This is a genomic window from Actinoplanes sp. NBRC 101535 (genome assembly GCF_030269225.1).
GTDB lineage: Bacteria > Actinomycetota > Actinomycetes > Mycobacteriales > Micromonosporaceae > Actinoplanes > Actinoplanes rectilineatus.
Genome location: NZ_BSSY01000002.1, coordinates 618,036 through 643,635, shown reverse-complemented (window position 1 = coordinate 643,635; position 25,600 = coordinate 618,036). Strand labels below are relative to the sequence as shown.

At 71.6% G+C, this 25,600-nt stretch carries 22 protein-coding genes; 8 read left to right on the top strand and 14 right to left on the bottom strand.

Annotated features, from left to right (window positions below; all coding sequences use genetic code 11):
- Positions 1–50: 50 nt before the first annotated feature.
- Together ctaD and QSK32_RS07975 are read right to left on the bottom strand one after the other, a co-directional pair.
- Positions 51–1,799, bottom strand: coding sequence for an aa3-type cytochrome oxidase subunit I (ctaD, locus tag QSK32_RS07980; RefSeq protein ID WP_285471549.1), 1,749 nt, complete (start codon positions 1,797–1,799; stop codon positions 51–53).
- Between the two features lie 151 nt (positions 1,800–1,950).
- Positions 1,951–3,057 (bottom strand): FAD-dependent monooxygenase, encoded by a 1,107-nt coding sequence (locus QSK32_RS07975; RefSeq protein WP_285471548.1) that lies wholly within the window; start codon positions 3,055–3,057, stop codon positions 1,951–1,953.
- A 141-nt stretch (positions 3,058–3,198) separates the two neighbouring features.
- On the opposite strand from QSK32_RS07975, the gene QSK32_RS07970 reads away from it, so the two are divergent.
- Positions 3,199–3,597, top strand: coding sequence for a VOC family protein (locus QSK32_RS07970; RefSeq protein ID WP_045743305.1), 399 nt, complete (start codon positions 3,199–3,201; stop codon positions 3,595–3,597).
- A 211-nt stretch (positions 3,598–3,808) separates the two neighbouring features.
- Here QSK32_RS07970 and QSK32_RS07965 read toward each other — a convergent pair whose 3' ends face one another.
- The 5 genes from QSK32_RS07965 to QSK32_RS07945 all read right to left on the bottom strand — a co-directional run bounded on the left by QSK32_RS07965 (position 3,809) and on the right by QSK32_RS07945 (position 12,194).
- Positions 3,809–4,498 (bottom strand): helix-turn-helix domain-containing protein, encoded by a 690-nt coding sequence (locus QSK32_RS07965; RefSeq protein WP_285471547.1) that lies wholly within the window; start codon positions 4,496–4,498, stop codon positions 3,809–3,811.
- Positions 4,499–4,611: 113 nt separating this feature from the next.
- Entirely contained in the window at positions 4,612–5,082 is a 471-nt protein-coding gene (locus QSK32_RS07960) for a MarR family winged helix-turn-helix transcriptional regulator (protein WP_045743232.1), read from the bottom strand.
- 259 nt (positions 5,083–5,341) lie between these two features.
- Positions 5,342–5,731, bottom strand: a complete 390-nt coding sequence (locus QSK32_RS07955; RefSeq protein ID WP_045743233.1) for a cupin domain-containing protein — start codon at positions 5,729–5,731, stop codon at positions 5,342–5,344.
- A 19-nt stretch (positions 5,732–5,750) separates the two neighbouring features.
- Positions 5,751–7,757, bottom strand: a complete 2,007-nt coding sequence (locus tag QSK32_RS07950; protein WP_045743234.1) for a sensor domain-containing phosphodiesterase — start codon at positions 7,755–7,757, stop codon at positions 5,751–5,753.
- 330 nt (positions 7,758–8,087) lie between these two features.
- Positions 8,088–12,194 (bottom strand): PDDEXK-like endonuclease domain-containing protein, encoded by a 4,107-nt coding sequence (locus tag QSK32_RS07945; RefSeq protein WP_083449092.1) that lies wholly within the window; start codon positions 12,192–12,194, stop codon positions 8,088–8,090.
- Between the two features lie 130 nt (positions 12,195–12,324).
- On the opposite strand from QSK32_RS07945, the gene QSK32_RS07940 reads away from it, so the two are divergent.
- Complete coding sequence (locus QSK32_RS07940) at positions 12,325–13,215, top strand: hypothetical protein (RefSeq protein ID WP_045743235.1); 891 nt, start codon at positions 12,325–12,327, stop codon at positions 13,213–13,215.
- A 60-nt stretch (positions 13,216–13,275) separates the two neighbouring features.
- Here the strand turns inward: QSK32_RS07940 and QSK32_RS07935 are convergent, their stop codons facing one another.
- The 3 genes from QSK32_RS07935 to QSK32_RS07925 all read right to left on the bottom strand — a co-directional run bounded on the left by QSK32_RS07935 (position 13,276) and on the right by QSK32_RS07925 (position 16,032).
- Positions 13,276–14,076, bottom strand: a complete 801-nt coding sequence (locus tag QSK32_RS07935; RefSeq protein ID WP_285471546.1) for an SDR family NAD(P)-dependent oxidoreductase — start codon at positions 14,074–14,076, stop codon at positions 13,276–13,278.
- 47 nt (positions 14,077–14,123) lie between these two features.
- Complete coding sequence (locus QSK32_RS07930; protein ID WP_045743237.1) at positions 14,124–14,792, bottom strand: hypothetical protein; 669 nt, start codon at positions 14,790–14,792, stop codon at positions 14,124–14,126.
- A gap of 868 nt (positions 14,793–15,660) precedes the next feature.
- Complete coding sequence (locus QSK32_RS07925; protein WP_052720534.1) at positions 15,661–16,032, bottom strand: hypothetical protein; 372 nt, start codon at positions 16,030–16,032, stop codon at positions 15,661–15,663.
- A gap of 50 nt (positions 16,033–16,082) precedes the next feature.
- Here QSK32_RS07925 and QSK32_RS07920 point away from each other — a divergent pair, with 50 nt between their 5' ends.
- From QSK32_RS07920 to QSK32_RS07910, 3 genes are all read left to right on the top strand, one after another.
- Complete coding sequence (locus QSK32_RS07920; protein WP_285471545.1) at positions 16,083–17,387, top strand: AAA family ATPase; 1,305 nt, start codon at positions 16,083–16,085, stop codon at positions 17,385–17,387.
- Positions 17,388–17,408: 21 nt separating this feature from the next.
- Positions 17,409–18,242 carry a bifunctional DNA primase/polymerase gene (locus tag QSK32_RS07915; protein ID WP_285471544.1) on the top strand — a complete coding sequence of 278 codons (834 nt, stop codon included), beginning with the start codon at positions 17,409–17,411 and terminating at the stop codon, positions 18,240–18,242.
- 231 nt (positions 18,243–18,473) lie between these two features.
- Complete coding sequence (locus QSK32_RS07910; RefSeq protein WP_045743239.1) at positions 18,474–20,279, top strand: GAF domain-containing SpoIIE family protein phosphatase; 1,806 nt, start codon at positions 18,474–18,476, stop codon at positions 20,277–20,279.
- Here QSK32_RS07910 and QSK32_RS07905 read toward each other — a convergent pair.
- Together QSK32_RS07905 and QSK32_RS07900 are read right to left on the bottom strand one after the other, a co-directional pair.
- Positions 20,256–21,695, bottom strand: coding sequence for a hypothetical protein (locus tag QSK32_RS07905; protein ID WP_045743240.1), 1,440 nt, complete (start codon positions 21,693–21,695; stop codon positions 20,256–20,258). The two genes, QSK32_RS07910 and QSK32_RS07905, sit on opposite strands and share 24 nt — an antisense overlap.
- Positions 21,692–22,741, bottom strand: coding sequence for a hypothetical protein (locus QSK32_RS07900; protein ID WP_045743241.1), 1,050 nt, complete (start codon positions 22,739–22,741; stop codon positions 21,692–21,694). Before QSK32_RS07900 ends, QSK32_RS07905 begins: the two co-directional genes overlap by 4 nt.
- Positions 22,742–22,881: 140 nt before the next feature.
- Here QSK32_RS07900 and QSK32_RS07895 point away from each other — a divergent pair, with 140 nt between their 5' ends.
- Entirely contained in the window at positions 22,882–23,166 is a 285-nt protein-coding gene (locus QSK32_RS07895) for a DUF427 domain-containing protein (protein ID WP_045743242.1), read from the top strand.
- A 25-nt stretch (positions 23,167–23,191) separates the two neighbouring features.
- Here the strand turns inward: QSK32_RS07895 and QSK32_RS07890 are convergent, their stop codons facing one another.
- A complete protein-coding gene (locus QSK32_RS07890; RefSeq protein WP_045743243.1) occupies positions 23,192–23,524 on the bottom strand; it encodes a hypothetical protein in 333 nt (110 codons plus the stop codon).
- 49 nt (positions 23,525–23,573) lie between these two features.
- Positions 23,574–23,726: a hypothetical protein gene (locus QSK32_RS07885; protein WP_157411081.1), complete on the bottom strand. Its 153-nt coding sequence runs from the start codon at positions 23,724–23,726 to the stop codon at positions 23,574–23,576.
- A gap of 204 nt (positions 23,727–23,930) precedes the next feature.
- On the opposite strand from QSK32_RS07885, the gene fxsA reads away from it, so the two are divergent.
- The gene (gene fxsA / locus QSK32_RS07880; protein WP_245673998.1) at positions 23,931–24,122 is read left to right on the top strand and encodes an FxSxx-COOH cyclophane-containing RiPP peptide; all 192 of its coding nucleotides are present in this window, start codon (positions 23,931–23,933) and stop codon (positions 24,120–24,122) included.
- Positions 24,122–25,570, top strand: coding sequence for an aKG-HExxH-type peptide beta-hydroxylase (locus QSK32_RS07875; RefSeq protein WP_285471543.1), 1,449 nt, complete (start codon positions 24,122–24,124; stop codon positions 25,568–25,570). Before fxsA ends, QSK32_RS07875 begins: the two co-directional genes overlap by 1 nt.
- Positions 25,571–25,600: the final 30 nt, after the last annotated feature.

Sequence of the window (25,600 nt, the reverse complement as noted above, 5' to 3'; positions counted from 1 at the left end):
GATCCCCGGTGAGGGGTTCGCGGGCCGGTCCGGTCAGTCGGTGACGAGCGTCAGCGGTTGCTGTCGACGTCTTCGGTGTAGGTCGCTCCACCGTCGGACTCGCTGGTCAGCGGCCGGGCGCCGCCTTCCGGCGGGCCGGCGAGCGAGTGGCCGGCGGCCAGCTCCGGGAACTTCAGGTCGAACGCGGGACGCTCGGACCGGATCCGCGGCATGTGGTCGAAGTTGCGCAGCGGCGGCGGCGTGGTGGTCGCCCACTCGAGCGAGTTGCCGTGGCCCCACGGGTCGTCGGCGGTGGTCACCTTGCCGACCTTGTACGACTTCCACACGTTGTAGATGAACGGCAGCGTCGAGAGTCCGAGGACGAACGAGCCGATCGTCGAGAACGTGTTCAGGAAGGTGAAGCCGTCCGCGGGCAGGTAGTCGACGTACCGCCGGGGCATGCCCTTGGTGCCGAGCCAGTGCTGCACCAGGAAGGTGCCGTGGAAGCCGAGGAAGGTCAGCCAGAAGTGGATCTTCGCAAGACGCTCGTCGAGCATCCGGCCGTACATCTTCGGGAACCAGAAGTAGATGCCGGCGAACACCGCGAACACGATCGTGCCGAAGAGCACGTAGTGGAAGTGCGCGATCACGAAGTACGAGTCGGAGACGTGGAAGTCGATCGGCGGGGCCGCGAGCAGCACGCCGGAGAGACCACCGAAGAGAAACGTCACCAGGAAGCCGACCGCGAAGAGCATCGGCGACTCGAAGCTGATCTGGCCGCGCCACATGGTGCCGATCCAGACGAAGAACTTCATGCCGGTCGGTACCGCGATCATGAAGCTCAGGAAGCTGAAGAACGGCAGCAGCACCTGGCCGGTGGCGAACATGTGGTGCGCCCACACCGACATCGACAGCGCGCCGATCAGCAGGGTCGCGGCGACCAGGCCCTTGTAGCCGAAGACCGGCTTGCGGCTGAACACCGGGATGACCTCGGTGATGATGCCGAAGAACGGCAGCGCGATGATGTACACCTCGGGGTGCCCGAAGAACCAGAACAGGTGCTGCCACAGCATCGGCCCGCCGGTCTCCACGTCGAACACGTGCGCGCCGAGCACCCGGTCCGCGGCCAGCGCGAACAGCGCGGCGGCCAGGAACGGGAAGATCAGGATCGCCAGCAGCGCGGTGACCAGCATGTTCCAGGTGAAGATCGGCATCCGGAACATCGTCATGCCAGGCGCGCGCAGGGTCAGGATCGTGGTGATCAGGTTGACCGAGCCGAGGATCGTGCCGAGACCGGAGAGGGCCAGGCCGACCACCCACATGTTTCCGCCGATACCCGGCGAGTGCAGGCTGTTGCTGAGCGGCGTGTACGCGAACCAGCCGAAGTCGGCCGCACCACCCGGGGTGGCGAAACCACCGATGGTGATCAGACCACCGAAGAGGTAGAGCCAGTAGGCGAAGGCGTTCAGCCGGGGGAACGACACGTCCGGCGCGCCGATCTGGATCGGCACCAGGTAGTTGCCGAATGCGAACACGATCGGTGTCGCGAAGAACAGCAGCATGATCGTGCCGTGCATGGTGAACAGCTGGTTGTACTGCTCCGCGGAGAGGAGCTGCATGCCCGGCCGGGCCAGCTCCGCACGCATGAGCAGGGCCATCAGGCCGCCCAGCATGTAGAACACGAAGGCCGTGATCATGTACATGATCCCGATCTGCTTCGCATCCGTCGTGCGCAGGATCCGGGCGAATGCCGAACCCTTGACCTGCCGTCGCACCGGATAGGGTCTGGTCGCGATCGGCGACGGCGCAACGGTCGTCACGAATTGCCTCCGTTGTTCTCGTTCGTCCCTAGAGCCGTACGCCCCTCGACCGAACACCGAAGATCAGGCGTACTCCGCTGGCAGAATAGTCCTCCACCGACCTTCGGCCTGCGCGGGGTGACCCAAGGACCTCCGTGGAGGGTCCGTCCCGTCAGACTCCGGTGACGAGTTCCCGATAGTGATCGGTGAAGATGCGGAGGCCACGGCGCCGCAACATGGGGTCACGCAACGACGGCGGAACGTCCCGGGTCCGATCGCGTTCCCGGGTCCGATCGCGGACCTCGTTGCACCGGGGACGCCGTCGATCCTCGAACGCCCGCAACGCCGACGGGATGTCGTCCTTGGCGTTGCGAAGCTCCTGGCCGAGCACCCAACCGTCCTCGAAGGACATGGCCGCACCCTGCGCCAACGTCGGCGCGGTCGCGTGCGCCGCGTCACCGACCAGCACCACCGGACCGGTCGACCAGGACGGCAGCAGCACCTCGTCGGTCCGCGCCACCTGCACCTTCTCGATCTTCTCGAGGATGGCCGGAACGGGACCTCCGTAACCGGAGAAGAGGTCACGCAGACGGTCGACCGGATCCTGCGGGTCGGGACTCTCCGGCGCGGTCTCGTCGGCATAGCAGTAGAGCTTGCGACCACCCATCGGCATCGCGACGAACGACGAACGCCGGCCGAGGACCGCGGTCCAGTCCGTCAGCGGCGGGCCGCCGGTGACGACCGCGCGGTAGACGATCTGACCCGTCGGGACGGCCGGGCCACCCAGTCCCGCGAAGGACCGGATCGTGGACCGGCGGCCGTCGGCGCCGACGACGAGGTCATACTCCCCCACGACGCCGGTGCCGAACTCGACCTTGGCGGCACCCTCGACGATCTCCAGGCCGGTCACCTCGGTGTCGTAGCGGACCTCGCCGCCGACCCCCGTGAGCAGCACCTGCTGCAGATCACCGCGGGACAGCACCCGAGACTCGCCGACCCCGGCCCACAGCGCCGCGACGTCCATCTCGAACAGTTGCCGGCCGCGCATGTCGAGGAAGACCTGGCGGAAGATGAGGTCACCGAGCGGGCGCAGCGGGACATCCAGCCCGAGCAGGCGCAACGCCCGTGCGGCGTTGCCCGGGAGATAGATGCCGGCGCCCGGAACCGTGGTGGCGGGCAGAGCCTCCACCACCTCCGGCCGGAACCCGGCGATACGCAGCCCCCGGGCCGCCGCCAGACCGGCCGTGCCGGCGCCCACCACGAGAATGCGCAAGCTCATCGCACCTGTGCCTTCTTGTCGATATGTACGCGTCGGAGCCAAGAGACTACCCCCCGCCATCACCGCGGGGAAACACCCGCGATCCGGCCGAGGTCCGATTTGTTCAAGACACCGGACCTCACGAGCCGTAGCGTCCGGTGCATGACCACTGTTCTCAACGCCTTCGGCCTGTCCGTCGCCGACATGGCCACCTCGCTGGGCTTTTACCGTCTCCTCGGCCTGAAGTTCGAGGACGGTGCCGACGATGCCCCGCACACCGAGATCACTCTCAGCGGTGGCGTCCGTCTCATGTGGGACACCCACGCCACACTCGCGTCCTTCGACCCGGGGTTCACCCCACCGGGGCCGCACGGCGCCCGGATCAGCCTGGCCTTCGAGTGCGGGAGCCCGGCCGAGGTGGACGAGACCCATCGCCGCCTGATCGAAGCCGGGCACACCAGCGAACGGAAGCCGTGGGACGCGCCGTGGGGACAGCGTTACGCCGTCGTACTCGACCCGGACGGCAACGGCGTCGACCTCTACGCCACCCTGCCCGCCTGACCATCTCACCCACACACCGCCCCGCCCGCCTGACCGGCTCAGTGCACGCCGCCCCGCCCGCCTGACCTCTTCACGGCAAACCACCCCCGTCTGCTTGACCGCTCAGTGCACGCCGCCCCGCCGACCCGACCAGCAACCACCCGGCACCGATCAACGCCATGGTGTACGGCCGGAGCACAGCACCCGGCCGGCACGACGCCGTGGCATCTGGTCAGGCTGGGGTCGGGGCGGGGCGGGTGCCGACCAGCTCGCCCAGTGGCACGCCGGCCAGCGCCCGCACCTCGCGGGCGAGGTGGGGCTGGTCGGCGTAGCCCGTCTCGGCTGCCACCTCGGCGAACGCCCGGCCGGCACGGGCCAGCGCGACCGCACGCCGCATCCGGAAGATCCGGTGCAGGGTCTTGGGCGGGTAGCCGAACGAGGTGACGCTGCGACGGCGCAACTGCCGTTCGCTGAGTCCACTGCCGTCGGCGATCTCGGTCACCGGCAGCGCGGACCGGGCGCCGTCGGCGAGTGCCACCATCGCCCGGTCCGGCGGCTGGAACCGGCGGGCAGCCGCGGACTCCAGCGCGGACGCCGGATCGTCGGACTCGGCGACCCGGCGAACCTCGGCCGCCGGCCAGATGCCCTCCAACGGGACCCGGCGGTCGACCAGCTCGGAGGCCGGGACGCCGAGCACGCCCGGACCGGTGCCGGCCCCGAACCGCAGGGCGGCGAACCGGTCGCCCGGCGCTGGGCCGGCGAGCTGGGCGGTGGTGTCCGGGCCGGCCACGAAGACGGCCCCCTCGTGCCAGATCAGATCGAGGCAGCCGTCCGGCAGGATCCGCCGGACGCCACCGGACTGCGGTGTCACGCTGCGCCAGGCGACCACGTGCGGCAGCGAGGAAGGCCCTTCGGTGTACATGGGAACACCCAACCACCGGGGTACGACATTCTCCGGCGCGCGAACGGACCTCGACGGTCTCAAACGCGGACGGACCTCGACGGTCTCAGACGCGCGGACGGACCTCGACGGTCTCAGACGCGCGGACGGACCTCGAGCGGCGTTTCGAGGAGCGCCTCGGCGACCTTGGTCAGCTGCCGGACCTGCGTCCCGGTGAGACGGTCGAAGACCAGCTGCTGAACGGCCTCGGCGTGCCCGGGTGCGGCGGCCACCACCTTGGCCCAGCCGTCGTCGGTGAGCACCGCGATCTGCACACGGCCGTCCTCCGGGTCGCGCTCGCGGCGGACCCAGCCGCGCTCCTCGAGGCGGGCCGCGACGTGCGAGAGACGGGACAGCGAGGAACTGGCCCGTTTCGCGAGTTTACTCATCGGGAGTCGACGATCCGGCTGCTCGGACAACGTCATCAGCACCAGGTAAGCCACGTGTGTGAGACCGGCGTCGCGCTGCAGTTGCGCCTCCAGGGCGGCCGGCACCTTGACGAGCACCTCGACGACCTGCCGCCAGGCGTGTTGCTGCTCCTCGGTCAACCAGCGCGGTTCGTCCATGATGGAAGGTTAGTGGCGGCCCGCGGAATCGACGCGAACGGGCCGTCCAGCCCTCGCATCGATCGACTTACGTGGAAGTAGGCGGGTACGCTGTGCGGGGACTTTCACCCCGACACGGCGCCGGAACCGGCTGGCTGGGGGGCCTCGGCCGGTTCCGGCGTCGTGACAAAGGGCTTCCCCGCCGTGACAGGAACCGGCCCCGCCATGGCAGGAACCGGCTCCGCCATAGCAGGAACCGGCTCCGCGACGGGGAGCGCCGTCACTGCGACGGCGGCTCGTCCTTGCCGGCCTCCTCGGCCGCGTCGCCGGCCTCCTTCGTCTTGTGCACCGCGCCGTCGGCGTGCTCCGGCGGGCCGTAGATCGTGTAGAGGACCAGCGGGTTCGGCCCGTCGTTGACGAAGTTGTGCTTGTGCCCGGCCGGGACGACGACCAGGTCACCCTGGGCGACCTTGCGCTTGGCGCCGGAGACGGTCGCGGTGCCGACGCCGCTGACGAAGGTGAGGATCTGGTCCACCTCGTGGACCTCCTCGCCGATCTCACCGCCCGGCGGGATCGTCATGATCACGAGTTGGGTGTGCTTACCGGTCCACAGGACGCGTCGGAAGTCGGGGTTCTGCTCCGCGACGGTGGCAATCGTGAAGTGCTCCATACCGCGGACGTTACCCACGTCAGGGGCTTTGCAACCGGTCCGGCAGCACCGGGGACGGGCGCCCGATGAGATATCCCTGGACATAGTCGACACCGAGTTCGCGCAGCATCCGCAAGGTCGGCTCATCCTGGACGAACTCGGCCACGGTATGGATGCCGTACGCCTGGCAGACCTGCACCAGGGCCCGGACCAGGACCTGGTCCTGCGGGTTGGCGACCAGGTCGACGACGTACTCGCCGTCGATCTTGACGAGGTCGATCGGGAAGAGGCGCAGGTAGCGGAACGACGCGTAGCCCGAGCCGAAGTCGTCGAGCGCCAGGCCGCAGCCCAGATCGCGGATCCGGTCGGCGAACCGGCGGGCCTCGCTCAGGTTGCCGATCAGCGCGGTCTCGGTGATCTCGAAGGTGAGCTGTTCCGGATTGACCTGGTAACGCTGCAGCAGCTTCTCCACCTCGGCGGTGAGCCGCGGGTCGCCGACCGAGCGGCCGGAGAGGTTGATCTGCAGGCACAGGCCGGGCTGTTCGGCGGCGAGCCGCATGGCCCGCTCCACCACCCAGAGGTCGATGTCGTAGACGGCGTCCAGCCGTTCGGCGGCGTCCAGCACCTGGGTCGGCGACTGCGGCCCGTCGCTCTCGTCGAGCACCCGCAGCAGGAGTTCGTGCCGGGTGACCCGGTTGGTCTGCAGTTCCAGGATCGGCTGCGACCAGAGGGTGAACCGGTCGGTACCGAGGGCGTCGGCGACCCGGGTGCGGTAGGAGCCCTGCCGGTCACGGACCGGGACCGGGTGGGCGATCCGGGTCAGTGGGCGGCCGGTCTCCCGGGACTGCCGCCAGGCCTGCTCGGCGTCGATCAACAGGCCGTGGCTGCCGGCTTCGGCGTCGCGTTCGAAGCGGACCAGGCCGCCCCAGCAACGGGCCTCGGTCTGCTCCTCGAGGACCTCCATCAGGACCTGCGCGTACTCCTTGGCGGCCGGCCAGCCGGCGCCGGCGAGCAGCACCGCGATCTCGTTGGGGCCGACCCGGCCGAGCAGGTGTTCCGGGCTGACCTTGCCCTCCAGCAGCCGGGCCGCGCGGCGCAGCAGGGCGGCGTTGCGTTCCAGCCGCGACATGTCGGCGACGCCGGAGGGACGCGACACCTCAGCGATACCGGAAGAGGCGGCATCAGAGACAGCGGCGTCGGAGGCGACGGCTCCGGAGGAAGCGACGGCTCCGGAGGAAGCGACGTCGGAGGCGCCGACTTCAGAGGAAGAGACGACGGCCCCGGAGGAGGAAACGGCGGCTTCGGAGGAAGAGGCGGCGCCGGAGGAGGACTGGACCCGGACCACCAGCAGGGCGCCACCAGCACCGCGCAGCGCCCGGTCCACCTCGTCGGCGAACCGCTCCCGGGTGAGCAGGCCGGTCGCCGGGTCGGACTCGACCAGCGACACCTGCACGGTCTCGCCGCGGCGGGTGAGGCGGGTGTGTTCGCGGCGGGCCCGTTCACGGTCGGACACGTCGAACACCGTGCCGCGGATGCCGCGGACCGTCCCGTCCGGGCTCTTCACCGGGTCGAGCCGGCAGTCGACGTCGAACCAGCCACCGTCGGCGCGCATCAGCCGGACCGTGGTGCGTACGGCGTCCTGGCTGGTCCAGACGTCGGTGATGGCGCCGAGCGCCTTGGCGTGGTCGTCGCGGTGCACGTACCGGGCGAGCAGCTGGCGGGTCATCGTCTTCTCGGCCGGCGGGCGGCCGAGCATCGCGGACAGTTCGGCGGACCAGACGATCGTGTCGTCGGTCGCCGCGTAGGTGAACCAGGCGTCCCGCTCACCCGGGTCGGCCTCGGCGATATCGGCCGAGCCGGCCCCGGCGAGATCGGCCGAGTCAGCCGCCGCGAGATCGGCCGCGCCGGTCCCGGCAACACCGGCGAGATCGGCCGAGCCGACCCCGGCAACACCGGCGAGATCGGCGAGATCGGCGGGCTGGCGCGGCTCCGGCAGGGTGGCCGGTTTCGCCGGCGTGGCCCGTCTCCGTTTTTTGGGCACCGTCATCCGACGTCACCTCCCCCCTTGCGCACGACCGCTCCCCTTTGCCACCCAAGACCCCTCACCTATTACGACCCGTCACCGGGCCGCAGTAACAGTGGACGTAGGCGTCAAAGTTTTGACGTTTCCGCAGGCAAGGCCATGAGCTGGGAATTATCGCCCATCCAGAGCAGCGAAACAACCGAACGGATGACCTCGTTGCCCTACATTTCCGTCGAAATGCCGCCCTCGTTTCGATGACAGGCTGTCACTACGTGTATTTACTATGGAACCTTCCGCAATTCCCTACCCGAATCCCCTGAAGCGCATGCACGGCGCGTAAGGAAGCGAACGCAATCAGTCCTCACCGAGGTTCCCGTCGGAATCCCCGGCGAGGTCCCCGTCGAGATCCCCGCCGACCGGAGTGATCTCCAGCTCAGCGATCCGCTGCCACACCGGCCGCATCGCCGCCGCGGGCTCCCGGGCGAAGACACTGCCCCGGATCCGGACGAACACGCAGTTGCCGACCCGCTCCAGCACCGACTGCCGGCGGCTGTCACTCTCCCACTGGTCCGGCCCGGCCGCATCGGTGTCGCACTCGATCGCCAGCCGCCGGCCGTCCGGCGCGTTCAGCATGAAGTCGATCCGGTAACCACCGATCCGGAACTGCGGAACCGGACGGAAACCCCGATCGATCAGCATCCGCAGGACGGCCCGTTCGACGTCGCTCTCGCAGAGCAGCGCCGGGTCGGCCGGCATCGCCTCGGCGGGCAGGTCCGACGCGTACGCCAGCAGCAGCCCCCGGGCGTCGTCGGCGGCCAGCGATCCCGGCCGCACCGAGTGGAAGATCCACAGCTGGTCCCGGGCCCGGGACGCCGCCACGTTGATCCGCCGGTGGTAGTCGCGCTTGGTGAACGCGGCGATCCGCTGATCCTTCCCGGACACCACCATCGAGATCAGCACCACGTCCCGCTCGTCGCCCTGGAACGTGTACGCGTCACCCACCCGCAGCCGCCGGGCCTGGATCTCGTCCTCGCCGATCGTGTCACGCAGCCGGTCGAGCAGGTAGTTCGCCTGCCCGCTGCTGCTCAGCAGGCTGATCACGCCGAGGCTCTTCCCGTCGTACCGCGGATCGGCGACGATCTTGGTGACCTGCTCGACCAGGGCGTCCGCCTCGTCGGTGTTGACGTCGCCGAACCCGGGGACCGGCCGACGCACCCCGTTCTCGCAGAAGACCGTCCGGATCGGGGGCAGCGCCGGCCGGTCCGCCCGCAACGGCATGATCTTGCCGTCGTAGTAGTGCCGGGAGGAGAACTCCACGATCTGCGGCACGCTGCGGAAGTGCTCGGTGAGCAGGATCCGTTCCGGGGACCGGCGGACGGCGTGGTCGTACAGCGACGACTCCGGGTCGAAGTGCTCCGCGGACGGGACACCGGTCAGGTGCCGCTGGATCAGCGGGGTGACCGACCCGACGAACCCGAGCTGCGGGCCGATCTGCTGGTCGTCGCCGACCACCACGGCCCGTTCGGCGAGGGTGAGCACCGGCAGCGCGAACAGGTCGGCCTGGGACGCCTCGTCGACGATCACCACGTCGAACCGGGCGCCGGCGGCGAACTGCTCGATCGCCCGGTCCACCGACATGACCCAGACCGGCACCGCGGTCACCGCCGACTCCATCGCCCGCTGGGCGTGCGCCTGCCAGGCCGCCGCGCCCCGGCCGGTGCCCTTGCCGATCTTGCGGAGGGCGGTGGTCCAGTCGGCAAGCGCGGCGCGGCGCCGGTCGTCGAGTGCCCGGGCCACCTCCAGCCACGACGAGGCCACGACCAGTTCGCCGGTCAGCCGCCGGATCCGGGTCCGGGCCCGCTCCACCCGCCGGGCCAGCACCGCCGGGTCGACCTCGCCGACCACGTGATCGAACCAGGTCTGCGCCCGCCGCCACTCCCAGGCCTCCAGGCACGCCTGGCCGGAGACCACCGGATGCTCACCACCGGCGATCGCCGCCGCCCACTCCGGCGCGACCGGGGCCAGCCGGTCGTACGCCGCATGGAACCGCATCACGTCCGGCTGCAGCAGGACAAGCCGGCGCACCTCGCCGACCGCCTCGTCCCAGCCGTCCAGCTCCTGCCAGGCCTCGGCCAGCGCCGGCCAGGACGCCACCCGGGCGGCCACCGCCTGCTGCACCGCCTCCAGGTGTTCCCGGTCGAAGACCCCGGCGACACCCTCCAGCATCTCGGTGATCGCGGCCAGCGCCGCGGGCTCGAAGGACAGCTCCCGCTGCGGGGCCAGCACCGCGACCCGGGCGGCCAGCGGCGGCCAGCGGTTCAGGTCGAAGTCGAGCGACTGGCGGGCCTCGGCGAGCAGCCCACCGGCCCAGATCTCCGGGTCGCCCCAGCCGGATGCGGGTTCCGGCACGGACAGCCGGTCCACCCACTCCAGCCAGAGCTCACCGAGGCGGTGCCGGGCCTGCGAGCGGCGGACCGCGGCGACGGCCAGGTCGACGTCCTCGGGTGTGCGCAACGGTTCGCGGTCCACCCGGATCTCGTCGGCGACGCGGTGCAGGCCCGCCTGCAGCAACCGGTTCAGGCCGCGTCCCGCGGCGAACCGCTGACGGATCTCCGCGAGCCGGCCGAGCAGCAGTTTCGGCTCGGTGAGCAGGTGCTCCGGCGCGACGATGCCGTGCCCGCTCACCGTCCGGGTCAGTTCGGTCAGCTCCGCGTACAGCGCCTCGGTCGCGGTGACGTGGTCGTTCCACATGGTGCGCCAGTGCGGGTCGTCGAGCAGCCGGCCCAGCCGGTCGGTCCAGGTGCCCTCGCGACGGCGTACCCAGGCCAGGGCCTCCCGCAGGTCGGCGAGCAGATCCGCGATCCCGTCGCGGTGCTCACCGCGTACCCTCGAAAGATCGATGCCCTGGTCCGCCCAGCGTGCGAGGTCCGCGGAGATCCGGGTGATCCTCTCCCGCTGCGCGGTGGCGGTGGCGGCGTCCGGCAGATCGAAGATCTCCGGCATCGGCCGCATCGCGGCCACCCGGTCCTCCGGCCGCAGCCGGGCGGCCAGCTTGAGCAGCGTCGCGAAATCCTCGATGGTCAGCGGCGGCGGTCCGGTGACCGGGTCCGGGATGCCACCGTGTGCCGCGGCGCGCTCCCGCAGCCAGGCGCCGACCTCGGCGGGGAGAAGAGCGATACCACCTATCTGGTACGTGACCGCCTCGCTCTCGGCGATCATCCGCAGTCCCGCCAGTGCGGCGGCCAGTTCGCGTTCCGCCTCCTCGATCGCACGGGTCAACCGGTCCACCCGGCGCGTCTCGGCGTCGGCGTCCAGCGTGGCCGCGCGGTCGGACAGCTCACGGGCCGCCAGCTGCAGCTGCATCAGCTGATCGGTGGTCCGCCCGAGCACCGCCAGGCACAGCGGCCGGACCTCCTCGGGCAGACCGTCGCGGAGCACCCGCAGCGGCTCCTCCTTCTGCGCGACCACCAGCACCCGCTTGCCGTTGGCCATCAGATGGCAGATGAGGTTGCGGATCGTGTGCGTCTTGCCGGTGCCGGGCGGGCCCTGCACGGCGACGTTGCGGTGATGCGCGAGACGGCGGGCGATCGACTCCTGCGCCTCGTTGGTGGGCAGCGGCATCAGCAGACGCTCGCCGACCCGGTCCCAGGTCTCCGGACGGTCGTCCGGCATCCGCAGCCGGCTCGGCTCGTGCGCGACCACCGCGGCCAGCGCACCGACCGCGCCCACGTCGCCGGCCAGCCGGTCGCGCAGGTTCTCCAGGAAACCGCGCAACTGGCGCTGGCGGGGACGGGCGAACAGCACCGACGTGTCGCGGACGAACGCCGGAACGCCCTTGGCCGTCTCCCCCGGCGCCAGGACGACCCGGTCGAGACCCATCCGGGTCAGTGCCCGCTCGAAGAACTCGCGCCGCTCCAGGTCGCTCCACAGATCTGCCTCGACCGCGCCGCCCGGGCCGGTCAGCGCGACGAGCTGGCTCAGGTAACGCTCGTCCAGACCGGTCAGGGCGTCGGCCTGCAGGCGGGACGGGCCGGCCGGGGAGACCGTGATCAGGGTGCGGTCGGCGTCGTACTCGATCAGGACAGGCGTGGCGACCAGCGGGTAACGGATCGCGACCCCGTCGATCTCGGCCTCGAGCAGGCCGTGGCCCCAGACCAGTTCGGTGGTGGCGGCGGCCATGTCCAGCTGGTGCATCCGGTCGAAGAGCCGCCGGTGCAGTTCGCGGATCTGATCGGCGCCGGGCGCCACCGGATCGGGACGGCCGGCCCGCAACCAGGACGCGTCGTCCCCGCCCGGGCCGATCCGGCAGTCCGGGTGCTCCGGAAGGTCTCCCAGCCAGTGGGCGTCGAACGGTACGGTACGAGCCGGACGGTCGGTCTGTGCACGGACCGCGAGCAGGTAATCGGCAACCGCGACGGCCCGATCCCGGATCGTCGTGGGCGATTCCCGCTGCTCCGACATCTCCAGGAGTCTAGGACCTGACGTCGATCCCGTAACGGTGCGGACCGGCCTGTTTCACCGGGCGGCGTGTCGATGCCCGAGCCGATAGGGTGACGCGCGCTGATCTTGTATCGATGTATCTGGGGACCTCGTGAATCAGGGATGGGTGGAGTTGGACGGTAACGGGCACTACTGGCCGGCTCAACCACCCGCGGTGCCGCCGTCGTTCTACGCCATGCCCAACGATCCGCTGGTCAGCCCGGACTACAACGGCTGGTGGCAGCGCGGTCTGCACCTGCTGCGGCAGACCTGGAAACCGTCGCTGATCCTGCACGTGATCGTCGCCGTGCCCACGGTGGCCATGATGATCCCGGCCCAGCGGCGGGCCGAGGAACAGCAGGCCGCCGCCGAGCGGGGATTCGGCGCTGTCGACTCCGCGACGGTGGAGATGGGACCGTTCCTGATCGCCCTCGGCCTGGTGCTCGTCGTGGCCCTGATCTCCGCGCTGATCTACATGGTCGTCACGGTGGCCGCCGCCCGGATGGTGGTCCTCGCCGCCACCGGTCAGCCGGTGACCCTGGCGTCGGCGGTCCGCACCGGCCTGCGCCGGGCCCCGGCGATGCTCGGCTGGGGTCTGCTGGCCATCCCGATCTACCTCGTGGCGGCCCTGCTCTGCTTCTTCCCCGTCCTCTACGTCGGCGCCGCCCTCGCCGTGCTGCCCGTGGTGATCACCGTCGAGCGGGGTGCCGGGATCGGCCGCTCGTTCCAGCTGTTCCACGCCGACTTCGGCGCCGCCCTGGCCCGGATCGCCACCCTCGGTGGCATCGGGCTGGCGTTCGGCCTGGTCTACACGGTCATCACCGCGATCCTCCAGGCCGCCCTGCCGGACCTGGCCGCGACGGTGGCGATCGCGTTCGGCGACGGCATCGTCTACGCGCTCGGCGGGGTGCTGTTCACGCCGTTCCTGGTCGCGGCGTACGCGGACATGCGCGCCCGCCGCGAGCCGTTCTCCACCGCCTACTTGATGACACCGCCTACTTGATGACACCGCCTACTTGATGACACCGCCTACCTGATACGACACCGCCTACCTGATGACGCCTCACCAGCCGGCCGGCTGAGCCTCCTCCGGGTCCCGCCCGGTCGCCGACCGCCCGCCGTCGACCGGGACGACCGCGCCGTTCACGAAACCCGCGGCCCCGGAGAGCAGGAACGCGACCACTTCGGCGACCTCGTCGGTGCGGCCCATCCGGCCGAGCGGCTGGAGCAGCCGGATCTCGGAGTCGAACCGGTCGCGGCCGTCCGGCGGGAGCGCCGCGCGGTACGCGTCCGAGCGTGCGGTGGCGATCGAGCCGAGGGACAGGGCGTTGACGCGTACCCCGGAGGGTCCGTAGTCGACGGCGAGCGCGCGGGTCAGTCCCTCGATCGCCGCCTTGGCGGTGGCGTAGGCGAGCGCGCCCCGGACCGGGCGCTGTGCCTGGTGCGACGAGATGTTGACGATCGCGCCGCCGCCGCGGAGGTGGCGCACGGCTGTGGCGCAGCCGGTCAGCACCGGGGCCAGGTTGGCGTCGATCAGCGCGGCGACCGCGGCCGGGTCATCATGCAGGCTCGCGTCCCGGAAGATCGCGGCGTTGTTGACCCAGCCGCGCAGGGGCGCCACGGCGGCTGCCGCCGCGGCGGCCCGGTCGGCCACCTCGGGGTCGGCGGCGTCACCGACCACCGGGACGAGACGGCCGGCGGCCGGATGACCGTCGAGCCAGTCGAGCGCCGCCGGATCGGTCTCGATGACCGCCACGACGTCGCCGTCGGCACCGCCCGGGTCCGGGTGCGGGCGGGCGAGGCGTTCGACGACGGCACGGCCGATGCCCCGGCCTCCGCCGGTCACCACGTACGAGACAGCCACGGGTTCCTCCGATCCGGATCGTGCGAGCCGGAGGAACCCTTCCCCGCTCAGGGGAACTGCATGCGCCGCGGGCGCGGGATCACCGGCGGCGGCAGCGGCAGGTCGTCGAGGTGACTCCAGTTGAGGGTGCCGTTGTCGGTCGACTTGATCTCGCCGATGCAGGCGCGGAGCAGACCCAGGTGGGGCGCCCCGGCGTAGCCCGCGATGACCACCTCGGGCCGGGGCGCGATCTGGGCGATGGCCGCGCAGATCTTGGCGACATCGCGTTCGTCGACCGCGTCGAGCGGGAGCGGCGACTCGACCGGCGAACGCCGCCAGGACGGGCCGAACCGGCGTAACAACTCGCGGGCGAGACGCCCGAAGGAGCGTCCGACCTCGGCGTCACGCATCGAGATCCGAGCGGACTGTCCGTAGCACCACGGGACCACGACATGGCCGTTGATCAGGACGAGCTGATAGACCGACTTCGGCACACTGATGATCTCCGCTCCCGGAAGGGTGCCGAGGAACAGGACGAGTTCCTCGTAGGGCAGCGCCCATCGCGGGTTTGCCAGGACACGCTCCACGGTCTGGGTCATGGCCGGGTGGGCGTGAACCTCGCGGTCGATCGCGGTGCTGAGTGCCTCCGGCACCCGGGTCCACAGCTCGTCGGCGATCTTGTCACCGAACTGCTCGATCAGCCATTCACTCGGACCGACGAGAACGTCTGGGCGCATTCCCCACCACCACCGTCCGTGTTTCTGACGTCACTGCTGGCTAGAAGAGTTGCACTTCCGATGATCGACTGGAAGAGGCTCGCAACGAGATCATAAAAACAGTCATGAATGAAATCGCGCACGCTGCTCATCGGTTAGCCACGACGATGGAGCATCCGGGCGGGCGGCTGCGAAACCTGCAACTTGCGCAGCGAACCGCATGCGCAAGTTGCAAGCCGGTTTCGCTTTTCACCCGTACTCGATAGTGAAGCCGAGAGTTATTTCCGAGGAGTGACAGGGATGCGAACATCATTTCACGGGACGTGATCAAAGCGGGTGCCACCTGCGCCGCGGCGGACGTGTTGATCATTTGCGCGACGAGTGCCGGCGACGTCCGGCGACTCCCGAAATCGGTTCCGGCGCACGCCGGGGACTTGCATCTCGATCGACTTCACCCCGGGGCCCCGCGGGGCCACATGATCACTGCATGGCTCACGACAGTGCAAGTGTCGGATTCCCGTCAGTTCACTCAGGCTCCCGCCATCCGGAAGATCACCCGCCGGCGCGCCGGCGCCCTCCGGCCCGAGCAGGTCACACCGCACGGCACCCGAGAACCTCGATCCGGTTCGGACGTGTTTCACGGACCCGGAAGCCGGGACAACGCCACGGAACCGGTTCAGCTCACTGTCACGTCTCATCACCGCCCTCACTCACCGGTCACCCCGGCGCACCATTCGGACAGACCCGGGAAATCCGCCCCGGGCGGGCGGACAGCCCGACTGTCCCCGCAGGGACAAAATGTGGCCCCCAACCAGGGAAAACAGCGATCGGGCAGGCCGAGGCGCAGGCAGGCCTTTTCCCGGCCCTGCGGAAATGGCGACGGGAATCGTCAGTCCGGATCGACGGTGTCCCACGAATAGCGGAATTCGGAAGGCGGCAGACGCCATTCCCGGAGAACGGCGAGAAGTTCACCCTCATCGGCGGCCTCGGCACGCCGCAACCGGACCGCGCCGATTCCGTGGTCGTATCCCTCCAGGCGATCCGATTCGAACTCCCAGTGCGTCACGCGAAAGCTGCGGGCGTCGTCGCTGCGGGCCCGCCCGGCCCGGATCGCATCCTCGTCGGCGGGGCCGGTGCTGGGGACGATCTGCACGAAGGACCACCGGTGCGGCTGGGAGGCGGGCACGCGGACACCCAGCCGCCGCCCGAGCCGCAGCGCGGACAGGTGGACCGCCGGCCAGGTCCATTCATGATGATCCATAACGGGTGGGAGCGTACCCACCGGAGGTGCCGGGCGTTACCGTTGCCGAGGTGAGTTCCGACCCAGTCGTCAGCCCGTCGCACGAGGCGGCCACCGTCATCGCGGCGGTTCTCGCCGACCTCCTCTCCGGCGATCACCGCGGCGTGGTCGTCGACTCCCCGCCCGGTGCCGGCAAGTCGACCCTGGTCGTGCGGGCGGCCGGCGAGCTCGCCGCGACCGGCGCACCCCTGATGATCGTGGCGCAGACGAACGAGCAGGTGGACGACCTGATCGACCGCCTGGGCACGCGATCGCCGCAGGTCACGGTCGGCCGGCTCTCCGCGGTGGACTACGCGTCCTCGGAACGGGTGCGTGCCCATCCGGCCTGCCGGGTCGCGCCCAAGGTCGCCGATCTGGGATCCCCGGCGGTCACCATCGGCACGGCCGCCAAATGGGCCACGGTCACCGAGGGCACCTGGCCGTGGGCGATCGTGGACGAGGCGTACCAGATGCGGTCGGACGCCCTGCTGCGCGTGGCGCCCCGGTTCCGGCGGGCGCTCTTCGTCGGCGACCCCGGCCAGCTCGACCCGTTCTCCACCGTCGAGGTGGACCGGTGGACCGGGCTCTCCTGGGATCCGATGCAGAGCGCGGTGGCGGTGCTGCTGCGGCACAACCCCGACCTGCCGGTGCACCGCCTGCCGGTCTCCTGGCGACTGCCCGCCTCGGCGGCACCGGTGGTGGCCGAGGCCTTCTATCCCTTCACCGGGTTCCGGTCCGGCACCGGTCCGGGCGACCGTGTGCTGACCTTCGGCCGGACCGCGTCGGACGGGCTCGACGAGGCGCTGGACGCCGCGGCGGCGTCCGGCTGGGGATTCCACGAACTTCCCGGGCGTTTCACGGTACGCACGGACGCCGAGGCCGCGGCCGCCTGTGCGGCGCTGGCCGGCCGTGCCCTGACCCGCGAGGGCGTCGCCACCTCGGAGTCCGGCACCGGCCCGCTGACGGCGGACCGGATCGCGATCGGCGCCGCGCACCGCGACCAGGTGGCGACGATCCGCGCCCTGCTGCCCCCGGAGGCGGCCGGCGTCACGGTGGACACCGCGAACCGGCTGCAGGGCCGGGAGTACGACCTGACCGTGGTGCTGCACCCGCTCTCCGGACGGCGTGACGCAACCGCCTTCCACCTGGAGTCCGGCCGGCTCTGCGTGCTCACCTCCCGGCACCGGCACGGTTGCGTGGTGGTGGCCCGGGAGGGCATCGCCGAACTGCTCGACGCGCATCCGTCGACCGAGCCGGTGCATCTGGGCGTGCCGGTGAAGTTCCCGGACGGCTGGGAGGCGAACCAGGCGATGCTGGCGCACCTGCATCGGCGGTGAATTTATCGTACGGTTGTTCTAATGTCGCTGAGAGCAGCCCTCGCGTACGCCCGGCACGGCATCCCCGTCCTGCCGGTGCACACGCCTGACCGCGCCGGCCGCTGCTCCTGCGGCCGGGGCGCCCGCTGCGACAGCCCCGGCAAGCACCCGCTGCTCCGGCACGGCTTGAGCGAGGCCTCCACCGACCCGTGGCAGATCCACGTCTGGTGGGCACGCTGGCCCCGGGCCAACGTCGGCCTGCGCACCGGCGTGGTGATGGACGTGGCCGACGTCGACTCGGCCGAGGGCTGGCACGGCCTGCACCGCCTGCTGCACGCCGCGATCCCGCCCGGACCCCAGGTGCGGACCGGGCGCGGCGGGCGCCACCTCTGGTTCCACCCCACGGGGTACGGGAACCGCGTCGGTCTCCTGCCCGGCCTCGACTGGCGGGGCGCCGGTGGATACGTCCTGGCCCCGCCGTCACGGCACGTGACCGGCGCCGACTACACCTGGCTCCGGCCACCCGAGGCGTTCATGCCGCCGGCCCCGGACGCGCTCCGCGAGCTGATCGCCGGGCCGCCGGCGGCCGGACCCGAGCGGACGGTCACCCATCCCGGCCGCTACGCCGGGGCAGCCCTGGAGGCGGAGAGCGACCGGGTGGCCGGCGCGGTTCCCGGCACCCGCAACGACACCCTGAACCGGGCGGCGTTCTCGCTCGGGCGGCTGGTCGGGGCGGGCCTGCTCGACGAGGGGACGGTCCGGCGGGAGCTGACGTCGGCGGCCCGGCGCGCGGGGCTCGGGGCCGCCGAGACCCGGGCGACCATCCGCTCCGGGCTGACCGCGGGACGGCGGTCGCCGTTCGATCACGCGGCGTGAGACGACGATCCACAGCCTGCGCGGAAAGTAGCAAAAGTGGGCAAGATCGACGCCTGCACCGGCTGTGACATAAGTCTGCCCTGATGGGGATCAGCCAGACCGGGACGACCCCCAGCTGAGGGGCCCCGATGGGCCGTTCGGCGGAGCGTTCGGGTCGTTCGGGCCGCCGCTGGAGGGGCATCCGCTCGTCTCCCGCCGGTAACCTGGCGGGCGACCGGCCGGAGGGCGACAGTGCTGCAACGGGACGTTATCGAGGACACCGGGCAGAGCGTGCTGGCCGACCCACCACGCCTGCGATCGGTGCGCCGGATCATCGGCGGTCCGGCACCGGACCCCGCCTTCGACCGGCTGTCGATGCTGGTGAACAAGCTCGTCGACGCCCCGATGGGTGCGATCTGCCTGGTCGACGCAGATAGACAATATCTCGCCGGCCACGTCGGCATGCCCGATCCGCTGGGGACCGTCCGCGAGATGCCGCTGACCCACTCGTTCAGCCGCCACGTGGTGATCGCCGGCCGGATGCTGGCCGTGCCGGACGTCCGCGCCGACCCGCGGATGCGGGACAACCCGGCGATCGACGAGCTGAACGCGATCGCGTACGCGGGGGCCCCGATCACCGACCCGGACGGGCTGATCGTCGGAGCGCTCTGCGCCGTCGACACCGAACCCCGGATCTGGACACCCAGCGAGATCGCGCTGCTCAGCGAACTGGCCGAGGTCTGCTCGTCGGAGGTCTGCCTGCGCATCGCCCGGGTGGCCGCCGACGAGGCCCGCCGCACCGCCGAGTCCGCACAGCAGCAGATGGAACTCCTCGCCGAGGTGACCGAGTCGCTGGCCGCCACCATGGACGTGAGCGAGGCGATGCGGCGGCTCGGCCGGATCGTCACCGCCCGGCTGGCCGACTGGTGCGTGGTCGCGATCGCCGACGAATTCGGCGAACCGGCCCGGGTCTCCGCGGCCCACCACGACCCCGGGCACGCCGACGACATGGACCGGATCGCCGGCCTGCTCACCGCCACCCGTGAGGACCTGCGCTCGATGCTGCTCGCGGTCCGCCGCAGCGGCAGCCTGTTCCGCACCACGGACGGCGCGGCCGAGGTCCGCAGCCGCATCCTCGACGCCGAACTGACCGCGATCACCACCCGCGCAGGGTTCGGACCGTCGATGATCGTGCCGATCACCTCGTCGGTGCGGCGCCGGGTCCTCGGGGCGGTGCTGCTGGTCAACCGGCCGGACCGGGAGCCGTTCACCGCGGCGCAGGCGCAGACCGCTGCCGAGATCGGCCGCCGGGCCGGGCTGGCGGTGGAGAACAGCCGCCTCTACCGCGAGCAGCGGCACATGGCCGAGGTGCTGCAGCGCAGCCTGCTCACCGACCTGCCGGAGATCCCGGGCATCGACCTGCACGCCCGCTACCAGCCGGCCCAGGACGGCGCGGCGGTCGGCGGCGACTGGTACGACGCGTTCGCCCAGCCGGACGGCGGCGCGGTGGTGGCCGTCGGCGACGTCTCCGGGCACGACATCAAGGCGGCGGCCACCATGGGGCAGCTGCGCAACCTGGTCCGCGGAGACGCGTACGGGCGGGACGAGGAGCCGGGAGCGGTGCTCACCGCCCTCGACCACACGCTGCACGGGCTGGCGGTGCCGGCGTCGGCGACCGCGGTGCTGGCCCGGGTCCGGCCGGCCCCCGGCGGCTACGCGGTGACGTTCGCCAACGCGGGACACCCGCCGCCGCTGCTGCTGTTGCCGGACGGTTCGGTGCAGGTGTGGTGGGTGCCGCCGGAGCCGCTGCTCGGGCTGCCGCCGCTGGGACCGCGGACGACCAACCGGCGGACGGTGCCGCCCGGGTCGACGCTGGTGCTCTACACCGACGGGCTGATCGAGTCGAAGGACCTGCTCATCGACGAGAGTGTCCGGCGGCTGGCGGGGGTGTTACGGGCCAACGCGGCGTATTCCGGGGACGAGCTGTGCGCCCGCCTGCTGGAGACCGCGCCACGCCACTACGACGACATCGCCCTACTGCTGGTCCGCCTCAACTGACAAGATCTCAGGCGGGACGTACGGCTCGGGTGGGCCCCCGTGGGTCCACGGCGTCTCGGTCGGGTCCGGGAACGCGCCGCCCGGCCGGTACGCCTCGCTCAGCGTCGTCAGCATCAGCCGCTCGCCCGCCGCCGGCACGCTGCCCGGCTCGGCCACCAGCTTGCGGCCCATCCCGCCGGACAGTTCCAGGAGCACGTCGTACCCGCCGGGCACCCGCGTCACCGACACCACCCGGGCCTTCTGCGACGGCCGGGCCGGTGACGTCAACGACGTGCCCGGCTCGACCCGGACCTCCTCCGCCGTCTGCACCATGATCCGCGGGCGCAGCACCGGCCGTCTGCCGCTGTCGTCGATCCGGTCCGGGGCGGCCAGCGTCACCACCCCGGCGAAGGCCGCGCCGGCCAGGCGGTACTCGGCCAGCACCAGCGGATCGTCGAAGGCACGCTGGACCGAGTATCGAGAGGCCGCGTTCTCCAGGCGTTGCAACCGGGCCGCGGCCGCCACCGCCCCGTCCCGGCGGGGCTGCGGCGGGCCGCCCTCGGCGAGCGTCTGCGCGAAGGCGGTGAAGGCGTCCCGGTCGGAGTCCCAGCGCGATGCCACCCGGTCGCCGACCGGCAGGTCCCGCAGCCGGCCGAACACCCGCCACATCCGGTCCCAGGTCGGGGTCAGCAGCTCGCGCAGCACCTCGGGCAGGGCCGGGTCCCCGCGTTCGAAGAGCGGGGCGAGCACCCGGTTGTCGAAGTCCGGGTCGGTGGCGGGCCCGGCGACCGGGCCCTTCTCCGCCTCGCGGGCCGCGGCCGCGCCCTCCTCGATCCAGGCGAGCTGCGCCCCGAGCTGGGCGTCCTCGGCGCTGCTCTGGCCGGTGGCCCAGTGCAGGCCGAGCGCCTGCACCGCGGTGAGCAGCAGCGACGAGCCGGGCACCTCGGCGGTGGCGGCGAAGAAGGTGAGCCAGCGGCCGAGCAGCGGCACGGCCGGCGGGACCGGGTTGTCACCGTCGACGCTGCGGAACCGGGTGGAACGCCCGAACAGGCGCAGGAAGTCGACGCCGCCCGGGTTCGGCACCCAGATCTGCGGGGCGTCGGTGTACCGGTGCCGGACGTCCTTGCCCCGGTCCACCGGGACCGCCTCGGTGTCGGTGGTGAACGATTCGGCGTACGGGACCAGCACCTCGGCCAGTTCGGCGGCGAAGGCGAACCGGTCGTCGCGGTTGCGCGGGTTCGTCACCACCAGCAGGCGCGGCTTCTCCGGATCGGTGCCGGCCAGGGCGGCCAGCGGCGCATTCGCCTCGCCGGCCATCGCGAGCGGGATCAGGACCATCGGATGGTCGTGCAGGTGCAGGTGGCGTACGGTCGCGATCGGCTGGGCGTGGCCGGTGGCGGCGGCCTGGGCCCGGGCGAGCGCGGTGAGCGTACTCAAGAAAGCGCCTCGGACCGCAACCGCAGCGCGGTGCGCAGGAGGGCGGCGGCCTCGCTCTGCTCCTCGGTCGGCTCGCGACTGCCGTCGGCCAGGGCGAGCACCTCGCCGACGGTCTCGATGCCGCCCAGTGATTCCCGCACCGAGCGGCCGAGCGCGGCGGTGCTGCCGGACGACTCGTCCCGGCAGTACACGGAGAGTTCGCAGGCGGAGAGGCACTCCGGGGCGTAACGGGCGGCGATGTGACCGAGCGCGCCGGTCAGCTGCTCCGGTTCGAGGGTCAGGTCGAAGGTGACGCCGTCCGGGAGCGCGGCGGCCAGTTCGCCGACCGAGGCGAGCCGGGACAGCTGGCGGCGCAGGGTGGACAGCTGTTTGCGGATGTCGAGGACGACCGCGGCCGGGCGCAGCGAGAAGTTCTCCGGGCAGACCAGCACCACCTCGTGGCTGACCAGGGACGGGTCCTGGCCGAGGCGTTCCAGCAGGTCGCGCAGGGCGAGCACGTAGACGGCGGCCTGCACGGCGGCGGCCGAGACCTTGGCGCTCTCGGCCTGGCCGTCGACGATCGCGAACGACTTGATCTCGACGACCTGGAGGCGGCCGCGGTTCGCGTACGCGATCAGGTCCGGCTCGAGGTAGACGGTCTGGCCGGCCACCTCGAGGGTGAGCAGCGGGTGGTCGATCAGCGCGGCGCGCGCCGAGGCGAGCAGAGCGACGGTGCGCCGGTGCCGGGAGCTGAGCGTGTCGTCGGAGTCGGCGCCCAGGTCGGAGTAGCCGAGTCCGGCGTCGGCCTGCAGCACCGAGCGCAGCAGTTCGCAGTCGTCGGCCTTGAGCATCGCCTCGAACGCGTTGCCGCGGGACAGCGCGAACCGGGACTGGCCGAACTCGCCGGGGAAGCCGATCCGTTCGGCGAGTTTGAGCTTGTCGACTCCGGCGGCGTCGAGCACGGCCCGGCGGTCGCAGCCGGGGTTGCCGGTGAGCGCGGCGATGGTGCGCGCGTTGTGCCGTTTGGCCCGCGCGGGGCCGCGCAGCTGGTCGAGCCGGGTCTCCATCAGCGCCGTTTCTCCTGCCAGGAAAGCTCGACTGTAGATCTTTGTACGCTCCGGCGGCAATGTCCGGACGTTTCACCCTCGAGAGGTGAATAAACCGCACATATCAGACACGAAACCCATCTGCGGGGTACGTTCGGGTCATGCCGAAGGCCATCTGGAACGACGAAGTGATCGCCGAGAGCGACGACACCGTGGTGCTCGAGGGCAACTACTACTTCCCGCGCGCATCGATCCGCGAGGACGTGCTGGTTCCCTCCGAGACCCACACGGTGTGCCTGTGGAAGGGCAAGGCCTCCTACTACTCACTGCGCGCGGCCGGACAGACCTCGGTTGACGCCGCCTGGTATTACCCCGACCCGAAGCCCGACGCCGCGGCGGTCCGCGACCGCGTCGCGTTCCGTCGCGACGTGCACGTCGAAGCCTGAGACACGCCCACTGGCGGGGGCCCGCTCACGTGATGCGCGGGTGGGCCTCCTCGATCGTGCCGACCTCGAGATAGTCCAGCATGTCCCGCCGCTCCTCCTCGGAGAGGTCGGCGAACGCCGCGTAGGCCTCCGCGCGCGCGTGCGGGGTCTCCGCCGCCAGCAGCGCGATGATCGCCGACCAGGCCAGCGAGACGCGGTCGAAGAGCCGCGCCCGGCGCAGCGAGGTGAGCCGCGACAGCATCCCCACCCGGGTGGCCGCGTCGTCGTCACGCGGAACCCGGTCGCTGAGCTCGAACAGCGCCCGCCCCCGGTACGGATGCTCGGACTCGACCATGCGAGCCAGCTCCGCGTTGCTCATCCGGTCGACCGCCGGCGCGGGACCACGCCTCGGCAGTGACGGCGGCGTGTCAGCGGGCACGGCTGTCCCGCCCACTCTCGAACCCGTTGCCCGGCACCTGCTGCGGCAACGTGGGCGTGTTGTCGAAGATCGGGAACGGCGGCGCCGGCGGCATCACCGGTTCGGCCGGCTCCGCCTCCACCGCGACGTCCGTTCGCGACACGCCGTCACCGGCGCCTGGGTCTGCATCCCGCACGTTTTCGCCCTCCGTTACCGACTTTGCGGTAGTCAACGCCCATCAGATCACGGCTGTGCAAGACCCGCGAGCACCCACCGTAGCGACTCCCGGCGGTCACCCGACCCGGCGACCGCCGTAACCTTCAGGCAACGCATCGACCGACACCGCGCCAGCACTGAAGGAGGTGCCGTGGAGCCAGGCCAGGACGGCGACGGGAAGCCTACCGAATGGCGATCCGTGATGATCGATCTCTCCGGCGTCTCCCTCACGGATCTCGTCACGGATGACGACGAGTCGGTTCTCGCCCATTCCCTGCGCCGGGTCCTCGGCGAGCTGTCCGGCCCCGGCGAGCCCATCGCGGGCTTCAACTCCGCGGTCTGATGCCCCCGCAGCCTCCCCCGTCCTCCTTCTCCCTCGGCGACCGTGCGTTCGCCGCGCTCGGCGCGGGCCGCCCGGACACCGCCACCCTGGACCTGCTGCACCGCGCCCACCTGAGCCGGCACCTCCTGCTCCTGCGCGAGCTGCGGCTTTCGGCGACGGCCGTGCCGGACTGGTTCACCCGGCTGAGCACGACCGATCCGGATCAGGCCCGGCAGTGGATCGCCGACCCGATGACCGGTCTGTGGGCCGCACACGCGCTGCGGACCGGCGCGGCCCCGGACGCGGCACCCGCGCCGCGCGGCGGTCATCGGCTCACAGCCCACCACCGAGACCTCTCTCTCCGGGTACGCGTCGACGACAGTGATCCGCTGCGCCGGTCCCTGGGACTGACCCCGGCGCCGGCCCTGACTCCCGTCCAGGCGGCCCACTGGAGCGCCTGCCTGGACGAGGCGTGGCGGCTCCTCGTCGACCGGCACCGGGCGGCCGCCACGACCGTCGCCGCGGTGCTGCGGGTGATCGTGCCGGTGCTTCCGGATCCGGTGGCCGAAGGGATCAGCGCGACCTCCGCGGAGGCCTTCGGAGCGGTGGCCATGTCGGCACCGGTGGACGGGCGTTCGCTGGCCGCCGGGCTGATCCACGAGACGCAGCACAGCGTGCTGAACACCGTTCAGCTGCTGTTCCCGCTGGTCGAACCGGGCGGCGAGCGGGAGTACTCGCCGTGGCGGGAGGATCCGCGGCCGGCGTCGGGGGTGCTGCACGGCGCCTACGCCTACCTGGCCGTCACCCGGTTCTGGCGGGACGAGTGGCGGGCCGGTGGATCGCCGGCCGGCGGATTCGAGTTCGCCCGATGGCGGGAGGCGGTGCTGTCGGCGGCCGGTGACCTGCTGGACGGCGGACGGCTGACCCCCGCCGGGGAGCGGTTCGTGACGGCCCTGCGGGCGCAGGCCGCGGCGTGGCGCGACGATCCGGTCGCGCCGGAGACCGCCCGCCTGGCCGCACTGGCGAACGCCGACCACCGGGCGCGGTGGCGGCTGCGGAACCTGGCCGTCACGCCCGGCGACACCGGACGTCTCGCGGACGCCTGGCGGGCCGGGCAGCCGCCGCCGGCGGTCACGTCCCGGCTGAGTTCGGCGCCCGGACGCGCCCTGGAGAACAGCCACCGGCTGCGCCTGGCTCACGCCCGGGTGAAGGGCGACGCGGCGGACCGGACCGGTGACGGGGACGCCGGTGCCGGGGACGCCGCCTGCGTGCGCGGCGACCACGGGACGGCGCTCCGGTCGTACGGTGAAGCGCTGGTGAAGAACCGCGACGACGACGCGGCCTGGAGCGGCCTCGCCCTGGTCGCGCCGCAGCGGGCCCTGCGCGCGCGGCCCGAGGTGGTCCGCGCGGCGGCGCTCGCCCTGCCCGGAGCCGACATCGTCACACTCGCCGATTGGCTGTCCGGATGACTCATCTGCGCCCGGGGCGGACCGATGTGT

What these genes read in the sequence shown, in the direction of transcription:
- QSK32_RS07975 (WP_285471548.1), bottom strand. Translation starts at nt 3,057, where the DNA reads ATGAGCTTGCGCATTCTCGTGGTGGGCGCCGGCACGGCCGGTCTGGCG.
- QSK32_RS07970 (WP_045743305.1), top strand. Translation starts at nt 3,199, where the DNA reads ATGACCACTGTTCTCAACGCCTTCGGCCTGTCCGTCGCCGACATGGCC.
- QSK32_RS07965 (WP_285471547.1), bottom strand. Translation starts at nt 4,498, where the DNA reads ATGTACACCGAAGGGCCTTCCTCGCTGCCGCACGTGGTCGCCTGGCGC.
- QSK32_RS07960 (WP_045743232.1), bottom strand. Translation starts at nt 5,082, where the DNA reads ATGGACGAACCGCGCTGGTTGACCGAGGAGCAGCAACACGCCTGGCGG.
- QSK32_RS07955 (WP_045743233.1), bottom strand. Translation starts at nt 5,731, where the DNA reads ATGGAGCACTTCACGATTGCCACCGTCGCGGAGCAGAACCCCGACTTC.
- QSK32_RS07950 (WP_045743234.1), bottom strand. Translation starts at nt 7,757, where the DNA reads ATGACGGTGCCCAAAAAACGGAGACGGGCCACGCCGGCGAAACCGGCC.
- QSK32_RS07945 (WP_083449092.1), bottom strand. Translation starts at nt 12,194, where the DNA reads ATGTCGGAGCAGCGGGAATCGCCCACGACGATCCGGGATCGGGCCGTC.
- QSK32_RS07930 (WP_045743237.1), bottom strand. Translation starts at nt 14,792, where the DNA reads ATGCGCCCAGACGTTCTCGTCGGTCCGAGTGAATGGCTGATCGAGCAG.
- QSK32_RS07925 (WP_052720534.1), bottom strand. Translation starts at nt 16,032, where the DNA reads ATGGATCATCATGAATGGACCTGGCCGGCGGTCCACCTGTCCGCGCTG.
- QSK32_RS07915 (WP_285471544.1), top strand. Translation starts at nt 17,409, where the DNA reads ATGTCGCTGAGAGCAGCCCTCGCGTACGCCCGGCACGGCATCCCCGTC.
- QSK32_RS07900 (WP_045743241.1), bottom strand. Translation starts at nt 22,741, where the DNA reads ATGGAGACCCGGCTCGACCAGCTGCGCGGCCCCGCGCGGGCCAAACGG.
- QSK32_RS07895 (WP_045743242.1), top strand. Translation starts at nt 22,882, where the DNA reads ATGCCGAAGGCCATCTGGAACGACGAAGTGATCGCCGAGAGCGACGAC.
- QSK32_RS07890 (WP_045743243.1), bottom strand. Translation starts at nt 23,524, where the DNA reads ATGAGCAACGCGGAGCTGGCTCGCATGGTCGAGTCCGAGCATCCGTAC.
- QSK32_RS07875 (WP_285471543.1), top strand. Translation starts at nt 24,122, where the DNA reads ATGCCCCCGCAGCCTCCCCCGTCCTCCTTCTCCCTCGGCGACCGTGCG.